Genomic DNA, 21,771 nt, shown 5'->3' on the forward strand with positions numbered 1-21,771 from the left:
GGGCCGCTACGGTGCTCCCATGCCCGCACTCGATCCCGGCCGTACCGCGCTCGTCCTCGTCGACCTGATGGAGCGCATCGTCGCGCTGCCCCGCCCCCCGCCCCGGCACCGAAGTCCTCGCCGCGGCCGGCCGCCTCGCCGACGCCTTCCGGGCCGCCGGCGCGCCCGTCGTCCACATCCGGGTCGAACGGCCGGGCGTCGACACCCAGCCGCCCGGCAGCGAACTCGTCGCCGCCCTCGTCCACGACGGCGACGCCGTCGTCGTCAAGCGCAGCATCGGGGGCTTCCAGGACACCGGCCTCCACGAGCTCCTCCAGAAGCACGGCGTCGACACCGTCGTCTTCGGCGGCATCGCCACCAATCTCGGCGTCGAGTCCACCGCCCGCGCCGCCGGCGACCTCGGCTACGACCTCGTCTTCGCCGAGGACGCCATGACCGCCCTCACCGCCGACGAGCACCGCGCCTCCGTCCAGCTGGACTTCCCGCGGCTCGGCACCGTCGCCCCCGCCGACGCCATCACCCTCGGCGGGGCCGCGTGACCCGGGTGCCGATACGTTACGGGGCCCGCCCCTGCTCCCTGGTCGTCTGCCGCGGCTGCTGCTGCGGCGACGCCCGGAAGAACCCCGGCATGGACCACGACGGGCAGCTGGCCCGGCTGCGGGCGGCCGCCGCGGCCTCGGCCGGCCGGCTGATCGTCCGTACCAGCGACTGCCTCGGCCCCTGCGCCCAGGCCAACGTGCTCGTGGTCCAGCCGTCCACCGAGGGACGGCGACGGGGCGGGCGGGCCGCCTGGATCGGCTGGAGCGCCGACGAGGACTGCCTCGACGAGGTCCTCGCCTGGACCGCGGCCGGCGGCCCCGGCATCGCCCCGCCCCCGGCCACGCTCGAACTCCAGATGATCGACCCGCCCAAGAACTGATCGTCCGGACACCCCTCAAGGCGCCGTCGGCGTCTCCAGCGCGATCCGGTGCTCGCCCGCGTACACGTTCATGTCCCGCCCCCGCAGGAAGCCGACCAGCGTCAGACCCGACTCCGCCGCCAGGTCCACCGCCAGCGAGGACGGCGCCGACACCGCCGCCAGCACCGGAACGCCCGCCATCACCGCCTTCTGCGCCAGCTCGAACGAGGCCCGCCCCGACACCAGCAGCACCGCCCGCTCCAGAGGCAGCAGACCCTCGCGCAGCGCCCGGCCCACCAGCTTGTCCACGGCGTTGTGCCGGCCCACGTCCTCCCGCACGTCGAGCAGCTCGCCGTCCTCCGAGAACAGCGCCGCCGCGTGCAGGCCACCGGTCCGGTCGAAGACCCGCTGCGCCGCCCGCAGCCGCTCGGGCAGCACGGCGAGCAGCTCGGGCGTGAGCCGCACCGGGGGAGTGTCGGCGATCGGGAAGCGGGCCGTGGTGCGGACCGCGTCCAGACTCGCCTTGCCGCACAGGCCGCAGGACGAGGTGGTGTAGACGTTCCGCTCCAGGGTGATGTCCGGGACGGCCACCCCGGGGGCCAGCTGGACGTCCACCACGTTGTAGGTGTTGGAGCCGTCGTCCTTGGCGCCCGCGCAGTACACGATGTTCCGCACGTCGGAGGCGGTCGCCAGCACTCCCTCGCTCACCAGGAACCCCGCCGCGAGCGCGAAGTCGTCGCCCGGCGTCCGCATGGTGATCGCGATCGGCCGGCCGTTCAGCCGGATCTCCAGGGGCTCCTCCGCGACCAGGGTGTCCGGCCGCTCGTTCACCGCCCCGCCCCGTATGCGCAGCACGCGCCGTCGCTCGGTGACCCGTCCCATGGTCGCTGCACTCGTTTCTGTCGTGCGGGTGGCCGCTTTCCCGCGGCCCGCCCTGAGAGGCCTGACCGGCCCATTCTCCTCTTGTCACGGTCGGACAGGCACTTCGGGTGAATCTTGGTGGTTTACGTCACCTGTTACCCATCAGTCGCTGGCAAGACTGGGTGGTCCTGCCGCACGCACGAACACCGCACGACGAACCACCGATCGAAAGACCTAGGGGGTCCCGGGCATGACGGGCACTCGAATCGCCGCGCTCGGGCACTATCAGCCCGCCAAGGTGCTCACCAACCACGACCTGGCCGCCCTCGTCGAGACCAGCGACGAGTGGATCACCAGCCGGGTCGGCATCCGCACCCGGCACGTCGCCGGACCCGAGGAGCCGGTGGACGAGCTGGCCGCGCACGCCGCCGGCAAGGCTCTGGCCGCGGCCGGCCTCGGCCCCGGGGACATCGATCTGGTGCTCGTCGCCACCTCCACCGCGATCGACCGTTCGCCGAACACCGCCGCCCGCGTCGCCGCCCGCCTCGGCATGGGCTCGCCCGCCACCATGGACCTCAACGTGGTGTGCGCCGGCTTCACCCACGCCCTCGCCACCGCCGACCACGCCGTACGGGCCGGGGCCGCCCGCCGCGCCCTGGTCATCGGTGCCGACAAGATGACCGAGGTGACGGACTGGACGGACCGCACCACCTGTGTGCTCGTCGGCGACGGCGCCGGCGCGGCCGTCGTCGAGGCGACGGACACCGACACGGGTGCCATCGGCCCCGTCCTGTGGGGCTCCGTCCCCGAGATGGGCCACGCCGTCCGCATCGAGGGCACCCCGCCGCGCTTCGCCCAGGAGGGCCAGGCCGTCTACCGCTGGGCCACCCAGCAGCTGCCGTCGCTCGCCCGCCAGGTCTGCGAGCGCTCCGGGATCGTCCCCGAGGACCTGGCCGGCGTCGTCCTGCACCAGGCCAACCTGCGGATCGTCGAGCCGCTCGCCGCGAAGATCGGTGCGGTCAACGCGGTCGTCGCCCGCGACGTCGTCGACTCCGGCAACACCTCCGCCGCCTCCGTCCCCCTCGCCCTCGCCAAGCTCGTCGAGCGCGGCGAACTCCCCTCCGGCGCGCCGGTCCTGCTCTTCGGCTTCGGCGGCAACCTCTCCTACGCGGGTCAGGTCGTCCGGCTGCCGTAGGTCCCATCTCCTATACTCCAAGCGGTCGTTGAGCCGTCGGACGGGGGAGAGATGGTCGAGGCCGCGGAGCTCGCGTCGACACCGGGCGAGGCCTGGCTCGTACTGATCGGCGCCGCCCTGGTGGTGCGCCTGGCGACGCTTCCGCTGCTCCTGCGCACCCAGCGCGCGTTCCGGCAGCGGGAGGCCGCGGCCTTCACGGGCGGCGGGCCCTCCGGTGCCGACTGGACGGCCCCGTTCGTCGAACGGGCGCTGACCGTGGCGCTCTGCGTCGGCCTGCTCGCCTTCCTCGCCAACGTCGACGAGCCGATCGACTTCGAGCAGCTGTCGATGGCGCAGTGGCCGGACAACCCGCTCGACCTCGGCAGCCTGTTCGGCGAGATCGCGGGCGCGCACGCCTATCTGACGCAGGACGCGAGCGTGACGGCGAGCGTGTTCGCGGTGCTGGGCGTCGTCCTGTGGTTCCTGACCCGGCAGAGCCTGCTGACCGCCGGAATGCCCACGGGACTGTGGGCCGCGCAGCGGACCCGCGTCCGGGTGATCGCCGGGTTCGTGCTGTACGTGGTGCTGCTCGTCGTCGTGCTGCCGGTGGGGGTCACCGCCGTGGCGCTGGTGTGCCAGGTCGTCGCGCTGGTGGCCGCCCGCAGGCAGCAGCCGCTCGTGAGCGAGGCCGGGGGGTCGCCGCCGTCGGTCGACGCGTCCGGCTCGCCGTCGGGCGTGGCGTTCGCGGCGCCGTCGGGCGAGGCCGCCGGACGGGCGGCCGCCGCCGGGCCGGACACCGGACCGAGCGCATCCGGCGAGCCGAGCGCCTCCCCCGAGCCGTCCGCCTCCGCCCGGCCGACCGCCTCTGCCGAACCGACCGCCGGTCCGAAGCCCTCGGGCGAGGAGCCCACCGGGGCGACTCCCACGCCCGCGCCCGCGCCCCCGCCGACTCCCACGCCCACGCCCACGCCCGCGCCGACCCCCGCGCCGCCGCCCGCCGCCGAGGCCGCCGCCTCCGCCGTACCCGGGCCGCGGGACGTCGCCCGGCGCGGGCCCGCGGCGGCGGCCGACTCGGCCCCCGCCGACTCGGCCCCCGCCGTCCAGGAGCTCTACCCGCACGAGCCGCGGACCATCGGCACCTACCGACTCCTCGGCCGGATCGGGTCCGGTGGCATGGGCACCGTCTACCTTGCGCGGCGGGACGGCTCCGCGACCCAGGTCGCCCTGAAGACCATCCACGCCGAGCTGCTCGGCAACGCCGAACTCCTCGGGCGGTTCGAGCGCGAGGCCGAGGTGCTGTCCATGGTCTCCGGGGCCTACACGGCCCGCGTGCTCGACAGCGGCGTGGACGCCGGACGGCCGTACCTCGCCATGGAACTGCTCGACGGGCGCCCGCTCGACGCGCACCTCCGCGAACTCGGCCCCCTCGGCGGCGCGCCGGCGCTCCGCGCGCTCGCCCTCGCCCTGGCGGCGGCGCTCTCCGCCGTCCACCGGCTCGGCCTGGTCCACCGGGACCTCAAGCCCGGCAACATCATGCTGACCAGCGCGGGGCCCCGCCTGCTCGACTTCGGCATCGCGACGATCGTGGACCGTACGCGGCTCACCGCGGCCGGCGGCGGGCCCGGCACGCTCACGTACATGGCGCCGGAGCAGTTCGAGGACGGGCCGGTGGGGCCCGCCGCCGACATCTGGGCGTGGGGCTGCTGCGTGGTCTGCGCGGTGCACGGCGACAGCCCGTTCGCGGCGACGGGCATCGGCGCCGCGTACCGCAAGATCACCGAGACCGGGCCCGAACCGGCCGCCCTGGCCGCGGTCGAGAGGATCGACCCGGGACTCGCGGCGGTCGTGCGGCGGGCGTTGAGTCCGCGGGCGCAGGACCGTCCGGCGGACGGTGCGGCGTTGGTGGCGCTGCTCACGGAGGGGCCCGGGAGCACCGTGCCCGACGGGCGGTCGCTCCACGACCAGGTCACCCAGGGCTGGCGCACCGTCAGGTCCCGTCTCGCCCCCTGAGGCCACCGGGGCTGGCGCGGCACGGTGGTGGGCGGCGTTCCCGCGCGGGGCGCCTCGGCGCGGCGGGGGCGACGTCCCGCGTGCCCACCCGTCCCGCCCTGCGGGCGACGGCCCGCACGGAGGCGGCGGAGCCGGTGGGGGGGATGACCCGTTCGGCGGAGAGCGGTGGCGAGGGGGTCCGGGCGCGCCTAGCTTCGATCGCGGCGAGGGTCTTCCACCGGCCCCCCTGCGGAACCCTTCCGCAATCCGCCCTCGCGTGATCGGGAGGACCATCATGCGCGCGATACGTGCCGCCGCCGCTGCCCTGCTCGCCGTCGCCCCGCTCACCCTCGCGGCCCCCACCGCGTCCGCGGAGGACGACGGCTTTCCCCAGGAGGGAACCGCGCACGGCGTCACGTCGTTCGGCTACTCCGTCACCCCCGAGACCGTCGCCCCGGGCGGCACGGTCACGCTCAAGTCCGACGGATGCGAGGTCCCCACCGTCACCGTCACCTCGGGGATCTTCGAGACCGTCACCCTGAACGAGGGCCGCCAGAGCACCGCCACCGTCGACTTCGAGGCCAAGATCGGCGCCCAGTACGAGGTCACCTTCGACTGCAAGGGCGAGCGCGGCACCGCGAAGGTCACCATCGACGGCGCCTCCACCGGCGCGACCGGCGCCCACAAGGGCGTGAAGGCGGGCTTCGGCAACAGCGGCTCCGCAGGCGTCGGCACCACCGAGATGGTGACCGGCGGCGTGCTGATCGCCGGCGCGCTCGGCGCCGCCGTGGTCCTCATGCGCCGCCGCCAGACCACCGGGTCCTGAAACGGCCCCTTCGCCCCGGTGTGACGAGGTCCGGGGCGAAGGGGCGCCACACCTGAGGCGTTACGAGCGAGGAGAGGGCGGGACGGCGTGCAGGGGTCGAACGGGCCGAACCGGCGCGGCGCCTGGGGCGTCGTCGCCGTCGTGCTCCTGGTGGGCGTACACCTCGTCCGGGGCGGTACGGGGGAGTGGCCGGCCACCGGGCCGCCGCAGCCGCTGGCCGCCGCCGCGCCGGGCGGCCGGGCCCCGGCCGCGGTCGCCGAGCCGCTGCCCGCCTCGCCACCGGTCCGCGTGCGGGTGCCGGGCATCCGGATCGACGCGCCGGTGGTCCGGGTCGGTCTGGACGCCGAGGGGTGGATCGAGGCCCCGCCGCCGGACGACCGCAACCTCGCCGGCTGGTTCACCGGCGCCGTCTCCCCGGGGGAGCGCGGCACGGCGGTCGTCGTCGGGCACGTCGACACCCCCGAGGGCCGCGCCGTCTTCTACGACCTCGGCGCGCTGGCCCCCGGCGGACGGATCGAGATCACGCGTGGCGACGGACGCACGGCGGTGTTCACCGTGTACGGCGTCGAGGTGGTCCCGAAGGAGGGGTTCCCCGCCGAACGGGTCTACGGCTCCACCGGCCGTCCGGAACTCCGGCTCATCACCTGCGGCGGTCCGTACGCGCAGGACGGCGGATACGCGGGCAACGTGGTCGTCTCCGCCCGCCTGACCGAGGTGCGCTCACCCCTCCGGGCCCCGTCGCCGGGGGCGCCGGGGCCCGGTCACCGGCATCCTCCGCGGACCTGACGTACTTCGGCAATGGACTGGACCTGGACCGGGTCGTGGTGGTCAATGGTGGTGTCGCGGGAGCCGGCGTCGGGGGGCGTCAGGCTCCCACCGGCACGTGCCACGCCGCCGCGCGCCGCGCGTCAGCCGATGCCCTGACGGTCCGCCTCCAGGGCGAAGTCCCGGTCCGCGGCCACCGGCACCGTACGCTCCACGAGCTCGACCAGGAGCGCGCGGTGCCGGAGCAGCGGCGCCCGGCGCTCCTCCGGCACCAGCGACAGCAGGTCGTCCAACCCGGCCAGCATCCGCCGCGACACCTGCGGACTGGCCGTCGCGCACCCCCGCAGCTCGGCGAAGCCGAGATCCACCAGGTCGGTCCACCCCGGCACGTCCTGCACGAGCCGCACCGCTCCGGCGCCGTTCCGCCCGTCCCGGTACGCCACCGCGCCGAGCGGCCGTCGGGCCACCGCCGCCAGGAACTGGGTGATCCGGTCCAGGCACTGCACGGCGGTCGTCGGGTCGTTGACGGCGGGGGAGAGCGCGCGCAGGCCGATGTCGGCGAGCTGCCGCAGCCCGAAGCCCAGGTCCTGGTGGAAGGTGCGCTCGATCCCCACCGACACGGAGGACGCGAGTCCCTTCGGGGCGGCGCCGCCGTGCACGGCCAGAAGGGGCGTGCCCGGCACCACGAAGTCCCCGGTCCGCGGCAGCAGCCGCAGCACGAGCCCGTGCCGCCGCGCCGCCCGCACGAGACGCGCCACGTTCACGTCGCGCAGCACCCCGGCCCGCCCCCGGTGCACCACGTGCCCGGTCACCGGTCCGAGCTCGCCGCCCCCGCCTTCGTCCCAGGGCATCTTCGTGAGCACCCGGAACGACTCCTGCGTGATCCGGTCCACCACGTGGCTCACCCGCATCAGGCGCAGGGTCGAGTTCACGTAGGCCACGAAGAGCAGCAGGCTGAGTCCCACCATCAGCAGGGTCAGGACCGACTGCAGCAGCGGCACGGTCGTGACGTGCCGAGGGTCGGTGTCGCTCTCGTACGAGGCGAGCACGAGCAGCGACAGCAGGAAGGTGGCGAGGAAGACCGCCAGGGTCGCCTTGGTGATCCGGCTCCGGACGAAGATCCGCACCACGCGCGGGCTGAACTGCCCGCTCGCCATCTGCACCGCCACCAGCGAGATGGAGAAGACCACACCGATGAAGGTCATCATCGCCGAGCTGACCGTCGTCACGACGGTCTGCGCGTCCTGGGCGATCGCGGCGAGGTCGGCGACGGCCTCGTACTCCCCCTGATCCTGGAGCGCCGCGACGATCGCCTGGTCGATCTCGGCGCACGCCCACCAGACGAGGAAGACGGCGACCATGGCCGCGACCGGGGCGAACCAGAAGGTGTCCCGCAGATGCTCCCGCAGCGGCGACAGCATCCGCGGCCTGCGGTACGAGGAGCCGGGCGGCGTAGGGGGAAGGTGACTCACCCGGCGCAGGCTAGGCGCAGCCGCCCCCGCGGGAGCGGCGACGCCCCGTGCGCCCCGCGTCGTACGCGGAACGGTCCTCCGGACGTACGAGCGGCCGGCTCCCCCCACTGACCACGGAAAACGCTGGTGAAAGGCACCTCGAACCCCTGGTAGAGTTATCCATGTCGCCGCGGGGAACACCGCAGCGGCAGACACCTTGTCCGGGTGGCGGAATGGCAGACGCGCTAGCTTGAGGTGCTAGTGCCCTTTATCGGGCGTGGGGGTTCAAGTCCCCCCTCGGACACCACAGAACAGGACCCCGACGAAAGTCGGGGTCCTTTCGCGTGTGCGCCGAGGTCCTCGTGTGTACGGGGCAGGGGCCGGCGAGACCCCGGCCCCGGGCTCGCCGTGCTACGCCGCCAGGCTCTTGCGGGCCACGACCAGCCGGCACTGCGGGCTGCCGTCCTCGCGCGTTCCCAGGGACCGGATCGGGCGGAGCTCCACCCGGAAGCCGGCCGACCGGAGGCGCTCGCGGACGTCCGCGAGGCGGAAGGTCCGGTAGTACATGACGAACGGGGGCCGCCACAGCGCGTTACGGAGCCGCATCACCGCGTCGAAGCCCCACAGCGTCCAGTACGGGGCGGAGCCCACCCGCGGCGGGGCCGGCAGGGGGAAGGCGAAGGTGCCGCCGGGCCGCAGGGAGGCGTGCACCTGCGCGAAGAGCGCCCGCTGCTGGGCGGGCAGGAAGTGGCCGAAGGCGCCGAAGCTGACCGCCAGGTCGAAGACCGGCCCGAACGGCAGGGCCAGGGCGTCGGCCCGTACCAGGGTGGCCGTGGGGTGGGCGGCGCGAGCCTCGGCGATCATGCCGGCGCTGAAGTCGACCCCGGCGATCCGGCCCGCGCAGACCGAGCGCAGCACCGGGAGCCCGGCGCCCGTCCCGCAGCAGACGTCCAGCCCCGAGTCGAAGGGGCCGAGCGGCTCCAGGGCGTCGGCGACGGCCGCGAGCAGGCGGTCCGGGGTGCGGAACGGGGTGGCGTCGAACTTGCCGGCGAGCAGGTCGTAGCCCTGCTCGACCGACGACAGTGCCTGGCGGGTCAGCTCACGGAGCGTGGGGCCCTCGGGGGAGAACATGCTTCGACCCTACGGTCTTCCGCCCCGTGTCACAGAGCACTGCGCACCTGTGGCGGCACGCTCCACGCCGGCGCGATCCCGGTCAGCTGGCAGATCAGCAGATAGAGGGGGATGGGCGGGGTGTACGGGGAGTCGCCGTCGGGGAGGTGGATCAGCCGCGGCCGGCGGTCCGGGATCACCGCGCCGGGGGCGTAGCAGGCCGGGAAGGGCCAGGTCAGGTCGTGGTCGGAGCCGGCCGGCACCAGCCACCACCACCAGTCGACGTCGGCGTAGACGCAGCCTTTGGCGGGCAGCCGGGAGAGGATGCGGAATCCGTAGCGGGCGGGGACGCCGACCGCGTCGCAGCCCAGGGTGGCGGGGAGGTCGACGGGCACGGGCAGCCGGGTCACGCCGAGGGGCGCGGGGGAGGGGGACCTGCCGGAGGGGTTCTCGGGGTTCTTGCGGGCGCGCGGGACGAGCAGCGTCGCCATGGACCTCAGCACGGCTCTCCCATGCCGTGCGCCAGCTCAGCCCAGACGATCTGTGCCGTGCCGTGGCCGGTGCGGTCCGCGCCCCAGGCGCTGCACAGCGCGTCGACGAGGATGAGTCCGCGGCCGCGCTCCTCCTCGCCGCAGTCCCGGATGCGCGGCCCGGCCGGGCCGCCCTCGTCGCGGACGGATATCCGCAGCCGCTCCTCGCCCTCGCGCAGTTCGCACACGAAGCGGGCGCTCGCGGTGTGCACGACGGCGTTGGTGACGAGCTCGGAGACGACGAGCGCGACGGTCTCGCGGATCTCGGTGTCGCAGCCCCAGAGGATGAGGCGCTCCTCGGCGAGCAGCCGGGCCCGGGCGACCGAGTCGGTGCGGGCGGGCAGCTCGAAGGCGAAGCGGCGGTCCTCGATGTGCGGTCGGGAGCGCTGGTTCATGACGCGGGGGCTCATGAGACCCGAGGGGTGCGCGTTACCAGAAGCCACGACCGATCCTCACAACTGTGGGCAGGAGGGAGTGCCGTACGCCCTCCGCGCGCAGAAGCGCACGACGCGTACTGGTTCACCGGAATACTCTGCTCCCGAGTCGGACACTTGGCAAGTGGCACTCTGAAAAATGCAGAGTGCTGTGTTCTCTCTGGCCGGGTTCGTGGCACACTCTCATCGAAATCAGCGCGTCGGGGAGGTCTTCAGAGTGAGCGAGCCGCGGTCCGCCCCCACGGTGGGACAGGTCGTCCTCGGCAAGCGTCTGCAGGATCTGCGCGAGCGGGCCGGCCTCAAGCGGGAAGAGGCCGCCAAGATCCTGCGGGTCGCTCCGGCCACGATCCGGCGCATGGAGACCGCCGAGGTCGCGCTGAAGATCCCGTACGTCCAGCTCCTGCTGAAGGCGTACGGCATCACGGACTCCGAGGCCGAGGGCTTCGTCGCCCTCGCGGAGGAGGCCAATCTCCCCGGCTGGTGGCAGCGGTTCCACGACGTGCTGCCCGGCTGGTTCTCCATGTACGTGAGCCTGGAGGGGGCCGCGAGCCTCATCCGGGCCTACGAGCCCCAGTTCGTCCCCGGTCTGCTGCAGACCGAGGAGTACGCCCGCGCCATTCTGCGCAGCGGGGCCGTCGGCGGCAGCGATGCCGAGGAGACCGAGCGTCATGTAGCCCTCCGCATGGAGCGGCAGTCCCTCCTGACCAGGGAGGACGCGCCCAAGTTCTGGGTGATCATGGACGAGACGGTCTTCCGCCGACCGGTCGGCGACGGGCCCGAAGTGATGCGCGCCCAGCTCGACCGGCTGCTCGAAGCGTCGGAGCTGCCGAACGTCACCCTGCAGATCGCGGAGTTCCGGTCCGGCCACCACCCCGGCACCTACGGACCGTTCGTCCTCTTCCGCTTCGCCATGCCCGAACTCCCGGACATGGTCTACAGCGAGTACCTGACCGGCGCCGTCTACCTCGACGCGCGCCCCGAGGTGGCCTCCCACCTCGAGGTCATGGACCGCATGGCGGCCCAGGCCGCGACTGCACAACGCACGAAGGAGATCCTCCGGGATCTCCGCAAGGAGCTGTGAATGGATCGCATATACAACGGCATGCCCGCCGCTGAGCTCGGTGCCGAGGGATGGCACAAGCCGTGGAGCGGCGGGAACGGGGGCAACTGCGTGGAGGCCATGAAGCTGGCCGACGGCAGGGTCGCCGTGCGACAGTCCGCAGACCCTGAAGGACCAGCGCTGATCTACACCCACGGCGAGATCGCCGCGTTCATCCAGGGGGCGAAATCCGGTCAGGCTGACTTCCTGCTCACCTGAACCCTTCCGCCCCACCCCTCACATCGCGTAACTCTTGCTGTACGCAACACCGTTCGTCCCGCCGAGGAGAGGCCCGATGACCCAGGAACCCGCATCACCGCAGAGCGGCATACGCATCGACACCAGCAAGCCGCATCCCGCGCGCATGTACGACTGGTTCCTGGGCGGCAAGGACAACTACCCCGTGGACGAGGAGATGGCCCGCCAGCTCCTCACCGTCGACGCCCGCGGCCGGGACATGGCCCGCGTCAACCGGGCCTTCATGCACCGCGCCATCCGCTGGCTGAGCGCCGACGGCGTACGGCAGTACCTGGACGTCGGCACCGGGATCCCGACCGAGCCCAACCTGCACCAGATCGCGCAGGCGGCCGCGCCGGAGTCCCGGATCGTCTACTGCGACAACGACCCGATCGTGCTCGCGCACGCCGCCGCGCTGTTGCGCTCGACCCCGGAAGGGGCCACCGAGTACATCCAGGCGGACGCCCGTGACCCCGAACTGATCCTCGAAAGGGCCGGAAAGGTCCTTGATTTCGACCAGCCCATCGCCCTGTCGATGCTCGCGCTGCTGCACTTCGTCGGCGACGAGGACGGCGCCTACGAACTCGTCGGCAAGATCGTCGACAAGCTCGCCCCGGGCAGCTACCTCGTCCTCTCGCACGTCACCGGCGACTTCGACCCGGAAGGCGCGGCGAAGGCCGCCGCCATGTACAAGGCGCGCGGCCTGACCCTGCGGCCCCGCTCGCGCGACGAGCTGGCCGCGTTCTTCGACGGCCTCGACCTGGTCGAGCCCGGCGTCTCCCTCACCGCCGAGTGGCACCCGGAGCTCGGCGAGCCCGTCCCGGTCCAGGGCGACGACCCCATCCCGGGCTGGGCCGCGGTCGGCCGCAAGCGCTGACCGCACCCCGTACGCGAGGAGAGGCCCCCGCCGGCACCGGCGGGGGCCTCTCCTCGTGCCCGTACGTTCAGGCCTCACGGCCTCGGGGCGCCGCGGCCTTGCTGCCTCGCGGCTGAGGGTCCTCGACTCACGGCCTGACCAGCGTCACCAGGAAGCTGTGCGCGCGGCCGACGTTCCCGGCCGCGTCGACCGTGCGGTACTCCACGGTGTGCGTGCCGTAGTCGGGCGTCGCGTCGTCCCACGGCACCGCCCGGCTCCGGCCGAGCTTGCCGTAGACGAGGTCGTCGATCACCGTGCCCGAGGGCGAGAAGCGGAACGGCGCCGCCGCGTCCGTCGGCCAGCCGTAGTACGTGTACCAGCCGTCGCCGTCCACCCGGAACTGGCTCACCACGGCACCCTGCTGGTCGTCCCGCGCGGTCAGCCGCAGGGTGAACTCCTTGTCGTAGACGTACTCGACGGGCCGCCCCGGCCGGTGCACCGTCCGCAGCGGGGGCGACAGCTCGTACGCGGCGGAGGCGGCGAGCGCGTCGACGGTCCACCGCAGCTCCTGGCGCGTGCCGGGGACGCGGGCCGTCAGGGAGTGGGTGCCGGGGGCCAGGCGCAGCGAACGCAGGTCCAGGTCACGGTCGTTGCCCGGATTCGGGACCGTCCGCCCGTCCAGGCTCCAGCGCACGTCCGGCGTCCGGCGTACCGGATGGGTGGTGTCGGCGTGCACGACGGACCGCGCCCCGACCGGGGCGGTGGTCGCCGTGTGCCCGGTGAACGCCGTCGGCGTGGCGTCGTCCGGCGTGCGGAGCGCCGGGTCGACGGTCCACTTCACGGTACGGGTCAGCGCGGCCGAGGCGCGCACCGCGGGGTCGCGGACGAACGGGGTCGGATCCGTGACCGTCGCCGTCAGCGCGTAGGGGCGCCCGGGGGAGAGGCCCAGGGCGCGCAGGTCGACCGTCCGGGCTCCGTCGGTCTTCAGGGGCCGGCCGTCGAGCCGCCATTCCACGCCGAGTTCGCCGCCCAGCGGATGCAGGGTGTCGACCCAGACCGTCCGGTCGGCCCCGATCGGCGTGTCGTTCGGGGTGTGGTCCTGGACCAGGTTCACCTTGGCCGAGATCGCCTGCACCATCACCTCGCGCTCGACCTGGTCGAAGGCGTAGCCGAGGGTCTTCATCATGGAGTGGCGGCTCGGCCGCCAGACGCCCGTGGTGCTGTAGAGGCCGCCTTCGTGCCGGCCGATGACGCCGCCCGACTCGCTCTCCTCGCCGAGCCAGCGCCACCACTTGGCCCGCTGTTCCCGCATCTGCCGCTCCGTCAGGAGCGTGTGATGGACGGAGGCCGGCTCGGTGGCGTCGGTGTACGCGCCGCCGGGCACACCGCGCCCGTAGTAGTCGTACTCGTCCTGGAGTCCGCCGAGCGAATGGCCTATCTCGTGCGGGGTGATCAGCGCCGAGAGGGCGTTGCCGCCGGACGCGGTCGCGTAACTGCCGCCCGCGCCGCCGTAGGTGGAGCTGTGGGCGAGCGCCACGATCTGCCGGTTCGCACGGCTGGTGCCCGGCACCAGGTCGGCGTACCCGGCGGCCTTCGCGCCGTCGACCGTGAGCAGCCGCTGCACGCTGCCGGCGTTGCAGCCGCCCCAGAACCCCATGCCGAGCGCGGTGTCACGGGCCGGCGCGTCGAGCCCCGGATCGCAGTCGACGCCCGACTCCCGCGACGGCACCTCCACCGCCCACACGTTGACGTACGAGCGGTACGAGGCGAACGGCTCGATGCTCCACAACATGCTCAGATGCCGTTCCAGGTCCGCCCGGAAGGCCGGCATCTCCTCGGCCGTGTACCCGTCACCCATGATCACCAGATTGAACCGCCGATCGGCGGGCCCGGTGGTCTGGACGGGCACGACGGTGGCCCCGCCCGTCTCGGCGGCGGCCGGACTGCCGACGGCCGCGGTGCCCGTGCTCACCAGGCCCGCGGCCAGCAGACAGCCCGCGACGAGCCGGGCCACTCCTCCTCGAACACGCCTGCGGCGCAGTGACGTCATGGGGCGCGAGCCTAGGCCGCGCCCCCGGGGCCGTAAAGATGTTCGTCAGTCGTCCATCTCAACGACGGAGGTACGCCAACCCCGCGTGCTCCGCGGTGTAGCCGTCGACCAGCCGGCGGGCCACCGTGACCGAATCGACCAGCGGATGCAGCGCGAAGGCCTTGACGGCGGTCGCCCGCGAGCCGCTCTCCGCCGCCGCCAGCACCTCCCGCTCGACCGCCTTCACCGCCGTCACCAGGCCCACCGCGTGATACGGCAGCGGCTCCACGGACACCGGATGGGCGCCGGCCGCGTCCACGAAGCACGGCACCTCGATCACGGCGTCCGCGTCGAGCACCGAAAGGGTCTGCCGGTTACGGACGTTGAGGATCAGGGTGGCCCGCTCGTTGCGGGCGATGGCCCGCATCAGGGCCAGCGCCACCTTCTCGTACCCGCCCGACTCCAGGTCCGCCTCGTCGCGCTCCCCGACCCCGGCCGCCTCCCGGTTGTGCGCCATGTAGGTCGCCTCCCGGTCGGCGAGCACCCGGTGCCAGGTGTCCAGCGGAGGAGTGTCGGGCTTGCCCATCTCCGCGTAGAAGCCGTCCTGCTGGTCGAGCAGATAGGCGCCGCGGGTCCTCTCCGCCTCGCGGTAGGCGCGGACCGCCTCGCGGTTGAAGTAGTAGTAGTGGAGGTACTCGTTGGGGACCGCGCCCAGCGAGCGCAGCCACTCCGTCCCGAAGAGCTTGCCCTCCTCGAACGAGCCCAGCAGCGCGTCGTCCTCGAACAGACGCGGAAGTACGTCGTGTCCGCCGACCTTCAACCCCCGCAGCCAGCCGAGGTGGTTGAGGCCCACGTAGTCGATCCACGCCTCGTCCGGGTTCGTGCCGAGCACCCGCGCCACCCGCCGGCCGAGCCCCACCGGGGAGTCGCAGATGCCGATCACCCGGTCGCCGAGGATCCGCGACATCGCCTCGGTGACCATGCCGGCCGGGTTGGTGAAGTTGATGACCCAGGCGTCCGGCGCGAGTTCCGCGATCCGCCGCGCGATGTGCGTCACCACGGGAAGCGTCCGCAGGCCGTACGCGACACCGCCGGCGCCCACCGTCTCCTGGCCGAGCACGCCCTCGGCCAGCGCGATCCGCTCATCGGCGGCCCGGCCCGCGAGCCCGCCCACCCGGATGGCCGAGAAGACGAAGTCCGCGCCGCGCAGCGCCTCGTCGAGATCCGTCGTCGCGCTCACCACCGGCGCGTCCGGCACGCCCGCGCCCTGCTCGGCCAGCACCCGGGCGATCGCCGACAGGCGCCCGGCGTCCAGGTCGTGCAGCGTGACATGGGTGACCCGTCCCTCGGCGTGGTCGCCGAGGAGGGCGCCGTACACCAGCGGCACCCGGAATCCGCCGCCTCCGAGAATCGTCAGTTTCATGCTCGAACGCTACCGGGCGTCGTAGTAGTGCACCGGGCTTCGGTCCGGCGGCGAAGCGGTTCCTTGTCGTGTTTCGTCGCGAAACCGGATGGGCGGAGCGACGAAGCACGGTGACGAGTAGTGCGAATGTTCTGATACTCGACCATGGGGCGACTTCAGTACGGTGATCGCATGCAGCTTCGGTACAGCTTCCGCCTGTATCCGAACGGGCCTCAGCGTTCTCAGGTCTGCTCCGTGTGCGGCGTCAAGGACGGTCCCAAGCCCCTGCACATCCGCGTATGGGAGTGCGGGGCGTGCGGGGCCGTCCTGGATCGGGACATCAACGCGGCGGTCAACGTCGCCAAGGCCGCCGGACTGGCGGTATCAGCCCGTGGAGCGCAGATGAGACCGGGGTTCGTCCCGGCACAGCGCGCAGAAGCGGGAACCCACCGAGACGGTCAGCCGACCGTGGCAGGAATCGACGTGCTGTGGCGCGGGGAGCGGAAGTCAATCGGATGCACGTACTGAGCAGCAGGATTCTGCTCCGCCCGACCGACCCCGAGCGCTCCCGCCGCTTCTACGGCGAGACGCTCGGCCTCGCCGTCTACCGCGAGTTCGGCACCGGCCCCGACCGCGGCACGGTCTACTTCCTCGGCGGCGGCTTCCTCGAACTCTCCGGCCGCGCCCCCGCCGCGGCGCCGGCGCCCGAGCTCCGCCTCTGGCTCCAGGTGGCCGACGTGCGCGCGGCCCGCGAGGAGCTGCGCGGCACGGACGTCACGGTGCTGCGCGAGCCGGTCACCGAACCGTGGGGGCTGGTCGAGATGTGGCTCGCGGACCCGGACGGCGTCCGGATCGCGGTGGTGGAGGTGCCGGAGGGGCATCCGCTGCGGTACCGGCCGTAGGGCGGGAAAGGGGGAAAGGGGGAAAGGGGACCCCGCGTGTCAGTTCAAGATCGTTTGTGCGCAGAATGTCCCGTATGGCGATGATGAACATGCCCGAAGCGGCGGCGATCGGCGATGCCGAGGCGATCAGCGGCACGCTGGCCCGGGCCTTCGACGACGATCCGATGATGCGCTGGTTCTTCCCGGACGACGCCTCGCGCGAGGCGACCCTGGGGCACTACTTCTCCGCCCTCTTCACCCGCCAGTACCTTCACAACGGCGTGTGCGAGCGCACCGGGGCCGCGGCCGCCTTCTGGGTGCCGGCGGAGGCGCAGGAGAAGGCCGTGCCCGACGACCAGACCATCCGGCGGCTGGTGGACATCCTCGGCGACCGGGCCGGCCTCTTCCGCGAGGCCGTGGAGACCGCCGCCGTCCACACGCCCCCGGAGCCCCACTGGTCCCTGGCCCTGATCGGTGCCGACCCCGCCGCCCAGGGCACCGGCCAGGGCGCCGCGCTCCTGCGCTCGGGCCTGGCGAAGGCCGACGCGGCGGGCCTGCCCGTCTATCTGGAGTCCTCGAAGGCCGCCAACCTCCCGGTCTACGCGCACTTCGGCTTCTCCGTCCGCGAGGAGTTCCGGCTGCCCGGCGGCGGCCCGGTGCTGTGGGGGATGTGGCGCGAGGCGCGCTGAGCCGCACCCCGGCGGGGCGCCCGGCGCGCTGACCCCGCACCCCCGCGGGGCGCCCGGCGCGCTGACCCCGCACCTCGGCGGGGCGGCCGGCGGCCGGCACGCGACAATGGGCCCCATGTCCCGACGCAAGACCCGCCCCGCCCGTCCCGCCGCTCCCGCGCCCGCCGTGACCGAGGCCTCGCCGTGCCCGTGCGGCCTGGAGGCCCCGTACAGCGCGTGCTGCGGCCGCTTCCATGCGGGCCCCGCCACCGCTCCCACCGCCGAACTCCTCATGCGCTCGCGCTACAGCGCCTTCGTCGTCCGCGACGAGGCCTACCTCCTGCGCACCTGGGACCCGCGGACGCGCCCCGCCGAGGTCGACTTCGACCCGGCCATGCGGTGGTCGGGCCTCGCCGTCGAGGAGACGGGCGACGGAACGGCCTTCCACCAGCAGGGCACCGTGACCTTCCGGGCCCGCTTCACGCACGGCGGGGTGCCGGGAGAACTGCACGAGCGAAGCCGGTTCGCGCGGCACGAGGGCGCGTGGGTGTACGTGGACGGGGACTTCCTGGACTGAGGCGGAAGGGATCGGATATCAGACACCGGATATTGGATATCGGATATCGGGTGTCGGGTGTCGGGTGTCGGGTGTCGGATGTCAGGTGTCGGGTGCCGGGGGTGGGGCAATGGATATCGGATCCGGCCTCATCTCGCCGTCGCGCCCACCGGCTCCCGGCCGGTCCGCGGCAGACCCTGCGCCAGGTCCTCCGCGATCAGCTTCTTCGCGATGGCGTCGGTGGCCGCCCGCAGTTCCGGACCGCTGGGGCGGCCGCGCTCCCGCTCGACCTGGGTGCTGAGCCAGTCGCCCCAGGCCTTGGTGATCACGTCCGCCTCCCGCTTGCCGGCCTGGGTGTGCGAGAGCAGGTTGCCGTCGCGGGTGAGGAAGCCCTCGTCGACCATCCGGTCGAAGACCGGGAGCAGCACCTCCGGCGGGACCCGGCGCCCCGCCGAGATCAGGCCCAGGCTGGCGTGGCCGACGAGCCGGGTGAACAGCTCCACCTGCATGACCGCCCACGCGCCGGCCGTGTCGAGCCGGGTGTCGGAGTCGGAGACGATGCGCCGCGCGGTGTCGTAGTCGGTCCTGCGGATGATCCGGCCGACGGAGAGCTCCAGGAGCTTGGCCGAGTCGCCGCTGGTGGTGGGGGAGGCGAAGCCCTCGCCCATGTCGGGGGCGGAGGCGCGGACCGTGTCGCGCAGCGCGACCTGCTTGAGGAACAGCGCGACGACGAAGCCGACGGCCGCCACCGGCACGGTCCACAGGAAGACGGTGTGCAGGGTGTCCGCGTACGCCTGCACGATCGGCTCGGCCACCGGTGGGGGCAGTCCGTGCAGACCGGACGGGCTTTGCGCGGCCTTCGCGACGCCCGCCGGGTCCAGGCCGAGGCTCGCGGCGCGCGCCGACGCCTCGCCGACGCCCTCGGTGAGGTTCGGCTTGAGGGCGTTGGTGTAGATGGTGCCGAAGACGGCGGTGCCGAAGGAACTGCCGAGCGTACGGAAGAAGGTGACGCCCGAGGTGGCGGTGCCCAGGTCCGCGTAGTCGACGGTGTTCTGCACGGCGATGGTGAGGACCTGCATGCACAGGCCGATGCCGACGCCGAGCACGAACATGTAGAGCGACTCCAGCCATGTGCTGGTCCGCGGGCCCATCAGGGAGAGCAGATAGAGCCCGAGGCCCATCACGAGGCAGCCCGCGACGGGGAAGATCCGGTAGCGGCCGGTCTTGCTGACGACGTTGCCGCTGAAGATCGACGCGATGAGCAGGCCGACGACCATGGGCAGCGTGCGGATGCCGGAGATCGTCGCCGAGTCCCCGTCGACGTACTGGAGATAGGTCGGCAGAAAGGTCATCGCGCCGAGCATCGCGAAGCCGACGACGAAGCTGAGCACCGAGCAGACGGTGAAGACCGGATTGCGGAAGAGGCGCATGGGCAGCATAGGTTCGGCCGCCCGGGTCTCGACCCAGCAGAACAGCGCGAGCGCGAGCAGGCCCCCGGCGAAGAGCCCGATGATGACGCCCGAGCCCCAGGCGTACTCGTTCCCGCCCCAACTCGTCGCCAGGATCAGCGCGCTGGATCCGACCGCCACGAGCGCGATGCCCAGGTAGTCGATGACCGGGCGGCTCGCCGAGCGTACCGAGGGGATGGTGCGGGCGGCGGCGACGACCACCAGGATCGCGATGGGGACGTTGACGTAGAACGCCCAGCGCCAGGTCAGATGGTCGGTGAAGAGGCCGCCCAGGAGCGGTCCGATCACGGTCGACACGCCGAACACGGCGCCGATCGCGCCCTGGTACTTGCCGCGTTCGCGCAGCGGGATGACGTCGGCGATCAGTGCCATCGAGGTGACCATGAGGCCGCCGGCGCCGATTCCCTGCAGACCGCGCCAGACGATCAGCAGCGTCATGTTGGTGGCGAGTCCGCACAGGAACGAGCCGGTGATGAAGACGATCGCCGAGATCTGGAAGATCACCTTGCGGCCGAACAGGTCGCCGAACTTGCCGACGAGGACGGTGGCGACCGTCTCGGCCAGCAGGTACGAGGTGACCACCCAGGACATGTGGGCGGCGCCGCCGAGGTCCGCGACGATGGTCGGCAGCGCGGTGCCCACGATCGTCTGGTCCAGCGCGGCCAGAAGCACACCGAGCATGATCGTGCCGAAGACGATGTTGCGGCGTCGGCTGTCGAGCACCGGGGGCTCGGCGGCGGGGGGCGCGGGCGCTGCTTCGCTGGTGGTCGTCACTCTCGCAGCGTCACACCGGCGGCCGTGTCCCGCATGCGCAGTACACCCGAACCGGTGCGGCGCCGGGCCCGCGCCCCGAACGGCCGAAGGGCCTCAGTAGCCCGGGCGGACCGGCAGCTGGGGGTGGTGCTTGGCGAGGATCTTGTTGGCCCGGGCGAGGGCGGCCAGGGCGTGCTCGCGGTCGGCCCGGTCCTCGGGGCACAGCGGCCCGCGGAAGCGGTACACCTCGCGCGCCGCGCAGTCGGCGTCGACCTCGGCCTGGAGCACGTGCAGCGGCAGGCAGGCCCCGATGAGCGCGGCGACACGGTCGGGGATCGGCACGGGTACGAGAGGCGAGGGCGAGGCGATCACGGTCGGTCCTTGTGGGTCTCTGGGGTGGCGGAGGGTTTCTCCACCCTCCATACGTACCGGATCCCGGTGGCGGTTCGACGACGGCTCCGTCACCGCCGCGCAACAGCCGCGGGGCGCCCTCGGCGAGGCGTACGGACCGGTCCGCGGGTGCCCTGGGTGTTCCCGCAGGTGTACCGGGGTGCGTCCGTCCGATCGCCCGTCAGTTCACCGAACGCCAGCGCGAGGAGGGGCGGTTGCCGCCCGCGCGGATGTGGGGCATCTCACGCCGGGTCGGAGGCTTGACGATCTACGGGGCGCCCTTGCCGTGGGGGGCGGTCTACGACAGGACCTCGCCGAGGTCGTACGACACCGGCTCCTCCAGCTGCTCGTACCCGCACGACTCCGGCGTGCGGTCCGGGCGCCACCGCTTGAACTGGGCCGTGTGCCGGAAGCGGTCGCCCTCCATGTGGTCGTACCCGACCTCGCAGACCCGCTCCGGGCGCAGCGCCACCCAGGACAGGTCCTTCTTGCCCGACCAGCGGCTCGGCGCGCCCGGCAGCCGGGCGGACTCGTGCGCGGACTCGTCCGTCCAGGCCGCCCACGGGTGCCCGTCCGGCGGGTCCATCCGCAGCGGTTCGAGCTCCTCGATCAGCTCGGCGCGCCGCCTGGCGGTGAACGCGGCGCACACGCCGACGTGCTGGAGTGCGCCCTGGGCGTCGTACAGGCCGAGCAGCAGCGAGCCGACCACCGGGCCGCTCTTGTGGAAGCGGTATCCGGCCACGACCACGTCGGCCGTACGCTCGTGCTTGATCTTGTACATGAGGCGTTCGTCCGGGCGGTACGGCAGGTCCAGCGGCTTCGCGATCACCCCGTCGAGCCCGGCCCCCTCGTACTGGTCGAACCAGCGCGCCGCGAGCTCCGGGTCCGTCGTCGCGGGAGCGAGGTGCACCGGGGCGTCGACGCCGGCGAGCGCGGTCTCCAGGGCGGCCCGGCGCTCGCTGAGCGGGGTGTCGAGGAGGGACTCGTCGCCGAGGGCGAGCAGATCGAAGACGATGAAGCGGGACGGCGTGGTCTCCGCCAGCATCCGCACCCGCGACGCGGCCGGATGAATCCGCTCGGTGAGCCGGTCGAAGTCCAGCCGGCCGCCGTGCTCGATCACGATCTCGCCGTCGACGACGCAGCGCTCGGGCAGCCGCGCGAGCAGCGCCTCGGCGAGCTCGGGGAAGTAGCGGGTCAGCGGCTTCCCCGTGCGGCTGCCGATGAAGAGCTCCGAGCCGTCGCGGTGCACGAGCGCCCGGAAGCCGTCCCACTTGGCCTCGTACTGCATGCCGGGCGGGATCTTCTTCACGGCCTTCGCCAGCATCGGTTTCACGGGCGGCATCACCGGCAGGTCCATGCGGCGAGTCTAGAGACGATCTGGCCCGATATGCGC

21 protein-coding genes, 1 tRNA gene and 2 pseudogenes are annotated in these 21,771 nt (G+C 73.0%); 14 read left to right on the plus strand and 10 right to left on the minus strand.

The window, feature by feature from the left end; all coding sequences use genetic code 11:
* Positions 1-19: 19 nt before the first annotated feature.
* A pseudogene (locus ACIGXE_RS21180) lies at positions 20-539 on the plus strand (isochorismatase family protein).
* Entirely contained in the window at positions 536-919 is a 384-nt protein-coding gene (locus tag ACIGXE_RS21185; RefSeq protein ID WP_399749534.1) for a (2Fe-2S) ferredoxin domain-containing protein, read from the plus strand. Before ACIGXE_RS21180 ends, ACIGXE_RS21185 begins: the two are co-directional and overlap by 4 nt.
* Before the next feature lie 15 nt (positions 920-934).
* On the opposite strand, the gene fdhD is transcribed toward ACIGXE_RS21185, so the two are convergent.
* Positions 935-1,780, minus strand: a complete 846-nt coding sequence (gene fdhD, locus ACIGXE_RS21190; RefSeq protein ID WP_399749536.1) for a formate dehydrogenase accessory sulfurtransferase FdhD — start codon at positions 1,778-1,780, stop codon at positions 935-937.
* Between the two features lie 229 nt (positions 1,781-2,009).
* On the opposite strand from fdhD, the gene ACIGXE_RS21195 reads away from it, so the two are divergent.
* The 4 genes from ACIGXE_RS21195 (at position 2,010) to ACIGXE_RS21210 (ending at position 6,534) form a co-directional block, all read left to right on the plus strand.
* A complete protein-coding gene (locus tag ACIGXE_RS21195) occupies positions 2,010-2,954 on the plus strand; it encodes a beta-ketoacyl-ACP synthase III (RefSeq protein WP_399749538.1) in 945 nt (314 codons plus the stop codon).
* Positions 2,955-3,005: 51 nt separating this feature from the next.
* Positions 3,006-4,943, plus strand: coding sequence for a serine/threonine-protein kinase (locus tag ACIGXE_RS21200; RefSeq protein ID WP_399749540.1), 1,938 nt, complete (start codon positions 3,006-3,008; stop codon positions 4,941-4,943).
* Between the two features lie 274 nt (positions 4,944-5,217).
* Positions 5,218-5,748, plus strand: a complete 531-nt coding sequence (locus tag ACIGXE_RS21205; RefSeq protein WP_399749542.1) for a hypothetical protein — start codon at positions 5,218-5,220, stop codon at positions 5,746-5,748.
* A gap of 87 nt (positions 5,749-5,835) precedes the next feature.
* Positions 5,836-6,534 (plus strand): class F sortase, encoded by a 699-nt coding sequence (locus ACIGXE_RS21210; RefSeq protein WP_399749544.1) that lies wholly within the window; start codon positions 5,836-5,838, stop codon positions 6,532-6,534.
* Positions 6,535-6,656: 122 nt separating this feature from the next.
* Here ACIGXE_RS21210 and ACIGXE_RS21215 read toward each other — a convergent pair whose 3' ends face one another.
* Positions 6,657-7,934 carry a DUF2254 domain-containing protein gene (locus tag ACIGXE_RS21215; protein ID WP_399749680.1) on the minus strand — a complete coding sequence of 426 codons (1,278 nt, stop codon included), beginning with the start codon at positions 7,932-7,934 and terminating at the stop codon, positions 6,657-6,659.
* A 249-nt stretch (positions 7,935-8,183) separates the two neighbouring features.
* Between ACIGXE_RS21215 and ACIGXE_RS21220 the strand changes: the two genes are divergently transcribed.
* Positions 8,184-8,271 (plus strand) — tRNA-Leu (locus ACIGXE_RS21220).
* Between the two features lie 104 nt (positions 8,272-8,375).
* Here ACIGXE_RS21220 and ACIGXE_RS21225 read toward each other — a convergent pair.
* The 3 genes from ACIGXE_RS21225 to ACIGXE_RS21235 are packed head-to-tail and all read right to left on the minus strand — an operon-like array spanning position 8,376 to position 9,999.
* On the minus strand, positions 8,376-9,095 hold the full coding sequence (locus ACIGXE_RS21225; protein ID WP_399749546.1) for a class I SAM-dependent DNA methyltransferase: 720 nt from the start codon (positions 9,093-9,095) through the stop codon (positions 8,376-8,378).
* 29 nt (positions 9,096-9,124) lie between these two features.
* Positions 9,125-9,565, minus strand: a complete 441-nt coding sequence (locus ACIGXE_RS21230; protein WP_399749548.1) for a hypothetical protein — start codon at positions 9,563-9,565, stop codon at positions 9,125-9,127.
* A gap of 5 nt (positions 9,566-9,570) precedes the next feature.
* Positions 9,571-9,999 carry an ATP-binding protein gene (locus ACIGXE_RS21235; protein ID WP_399749682.1) on the minus strand — a complete coding sequence of 143 codons (429 nt, stop codon included), beginning with the start codon at positions 9,997-9,999 and terminating at the stop codon, positions 9,571-9,573.
* A gap of 256 nt (positions 10,000-10,255) precedes the next feature.
* Here ACIGXE_RS21235 and ACIGXE_RS21240 point away from each other — a divergent pair, with 256 nt between their 5' ends.
* The 3 genes from ACIGXE_RS21240 (at position 10,256) to ACIGXE_RS21250 (ending at position 12,251) form a co-directional block, all read left to right on the plus strand.
* Positions 10,256-11,119 carry a helix-turn-helix domain-containing protein gene (locus ACIGXE_RS21240; RefSeq protein ID WP_399749550.1) on the plus strand — a complete coding sequence of 288 codons (864 nt, stop codon included), beginning with the start codon at positions 10,256-10,258 and terminating at the stop codon, positions 11,117-11,119.
* Positions 11,120-11,356 (plus strand): DUF397 domain-containing protein, encoded by a 237-nt coding sequence (locus ACIGXE_RS21245; RefSeq protein ID WP_015037566.1) that lies wholly within the window; start codon positions 11,120-11,122, stop codon positions 11,354-11,356.
* Between the two features lie 76 nt (positions 11,357-11,432).
* The gene (locus ACIGXE_RS21250) at positions 11,433-12,251 is read left to right on the plus strand and encodes an SAM-dependent methyltransferase (RefSeq protein WP_399749552.1); all 819 of its coding nucleotides are present in this window, start codon (positions 11,433-11,435) and stop codon (positions 12,249-12,251) included.
* Positions 12,252-12,378: 127 nt separating this feature from the next.
* Here ACIGXE_RS21250 and ACIGXE_RS21255 read toward each other — a convergent pair whose 3' ends face one another.
* Together ACIGXE_RS21255 and ACIGXE_RS21260 are read right to left on the minus strand one after the other, a co-directional pair.
* The gene (locus tag ACIGXE_RS21255; RefSeq protein WP_399749554.1) at positions 12,379-14,280 is read right to left on the minus strand and encodes a M64 family metallopeptidase; all 1,902 of its coding nucleotides are present in this window, start codon (positions 14,278-14,280) and stop codon (positions 12,379-12,381) included.
* 58 nt (positions 14,281-14,338) lie between these two features.
* On the minus strand, positions 14,339-15,682 hold the full coding sequence (locus ACIGXE_RS21260) for a 6-phospho-beta-glucosidase (RefSeq protein ID WP_399749556.1): 1,344 nt from the start codon (positions 15,680-15,682) through the stop codon (positions 14,339-14,341).
* 219 nt (positions 15,683-15,901) lie between these two features.
* On the opposite strand from ACIGXE_RS21260, the pseudogene ACIGXE_RS21265 reads away from it, so the two are divergent.
* The 4 genes and pseudogenes from ACIGXE_RS21265 to ACIGXE_RS21280 all read left to right on the plus strand — a co-directional run.
* Positions 15,902-16,189, plus strand: a pseudogene (locus ACIGXE_RS21265) (zinc ribbon domain-containing protein); the annotation flags it as partial.
* The gene (locus ACIGXE_RS21270) at positions 16,177-16,563 is read left to right on the plus strand and encodes a VOC family protein (protein ID WP_399749558.1); all 387 of its coding nucleotides are present in this window, start codon (positions 16,177-16,179) and stop codon (positions 16,561-16,563) included. The pseudogene ACIGXE_RS21265 and the gene ACIGXE_RS21270, both read left to right, overlap by 13 nt.
* Before the next feature lie 74 nt (positions 16,564-16,637).
* A complete protein-coding gene (locus ACIGXE_RS21275; RefSeq protein WP_399749560.1) occupies positions 16,638-17,231 on the plus strand; it encodes a GNAT family N-acetyltransferase in 594 nt (197 codons plus the stop codon).
* A gap of 115 nt (positions 17,232-17,346) precedes the next feature.
* Positions 17,347-17,787 (plus strand): YchJ family protein, encoded by a 441-nt coding sequence (locus tag ACIGXE_RS21280; RefSeq protein ID WP_399749562.1) that lies wholly within the window; start codon positions 17,347-17,349, stop codon positions 17,785-17,787.
* A gap of 128 nt (positions 17,788-17,915) precedes the next feature.
* Here the strand turns inward: ACIGXE_RS21280 and ACIGXE_RS21285 are convergent, their stop codons facing one another.
* From ACIGXE_RS21285 to ACIGXE_RS21295, 3 genes are all read right to left on the minus strand, one after another.
* Positions 17,916-20,009 carry an MDR family MFS transporter gene (locus ACIGXE_RS21285; protein WP_399749564.1) on the minus strand — a complete coding sequence of 698 codons (2,094 nt, stop codon included), beginning with the start codon at positions 20,007-20,009 and terminating at the stop codon, positions 17,916-17,918.
* Between the two features lie 93 nt (positions 20,010-20,102).
* Positions 20,103-20,360: a hypothetical protein gene (locus ACIGXE_RS21290; protein ID WP_399749566.1), complete on the minus strand. Its 258-nt coding sequence runs from the start codon at positions 20,358-20,360 to the stop codon at positions 20,103-20,105.
* Positions 20,361-20,676: 316 nt separating this feature from the next.
* Positions 20,677-21,735 (minus strand): ATP-dependent DNA ligase, encoded by a 1,059-nt coding sequence (locus tag ACIGXE_RS21295; RefSeq protein ID WP_399749568.1) that lies wholly within the window; start codon positions 21,733-21,735, stop codon positions 20,677-20,679.
* Positions 21,736-21,771 lie beyond the last annotated feature (36 nt).

This window comes from Streptomyces sp. NPDC053431 (assembly GCF_044544925.1).
Lineage (GTDB): Bacteria > Actinomycetota > Actinomycetes > Streptomycetales > Streptomycetaceae > Streptomyces.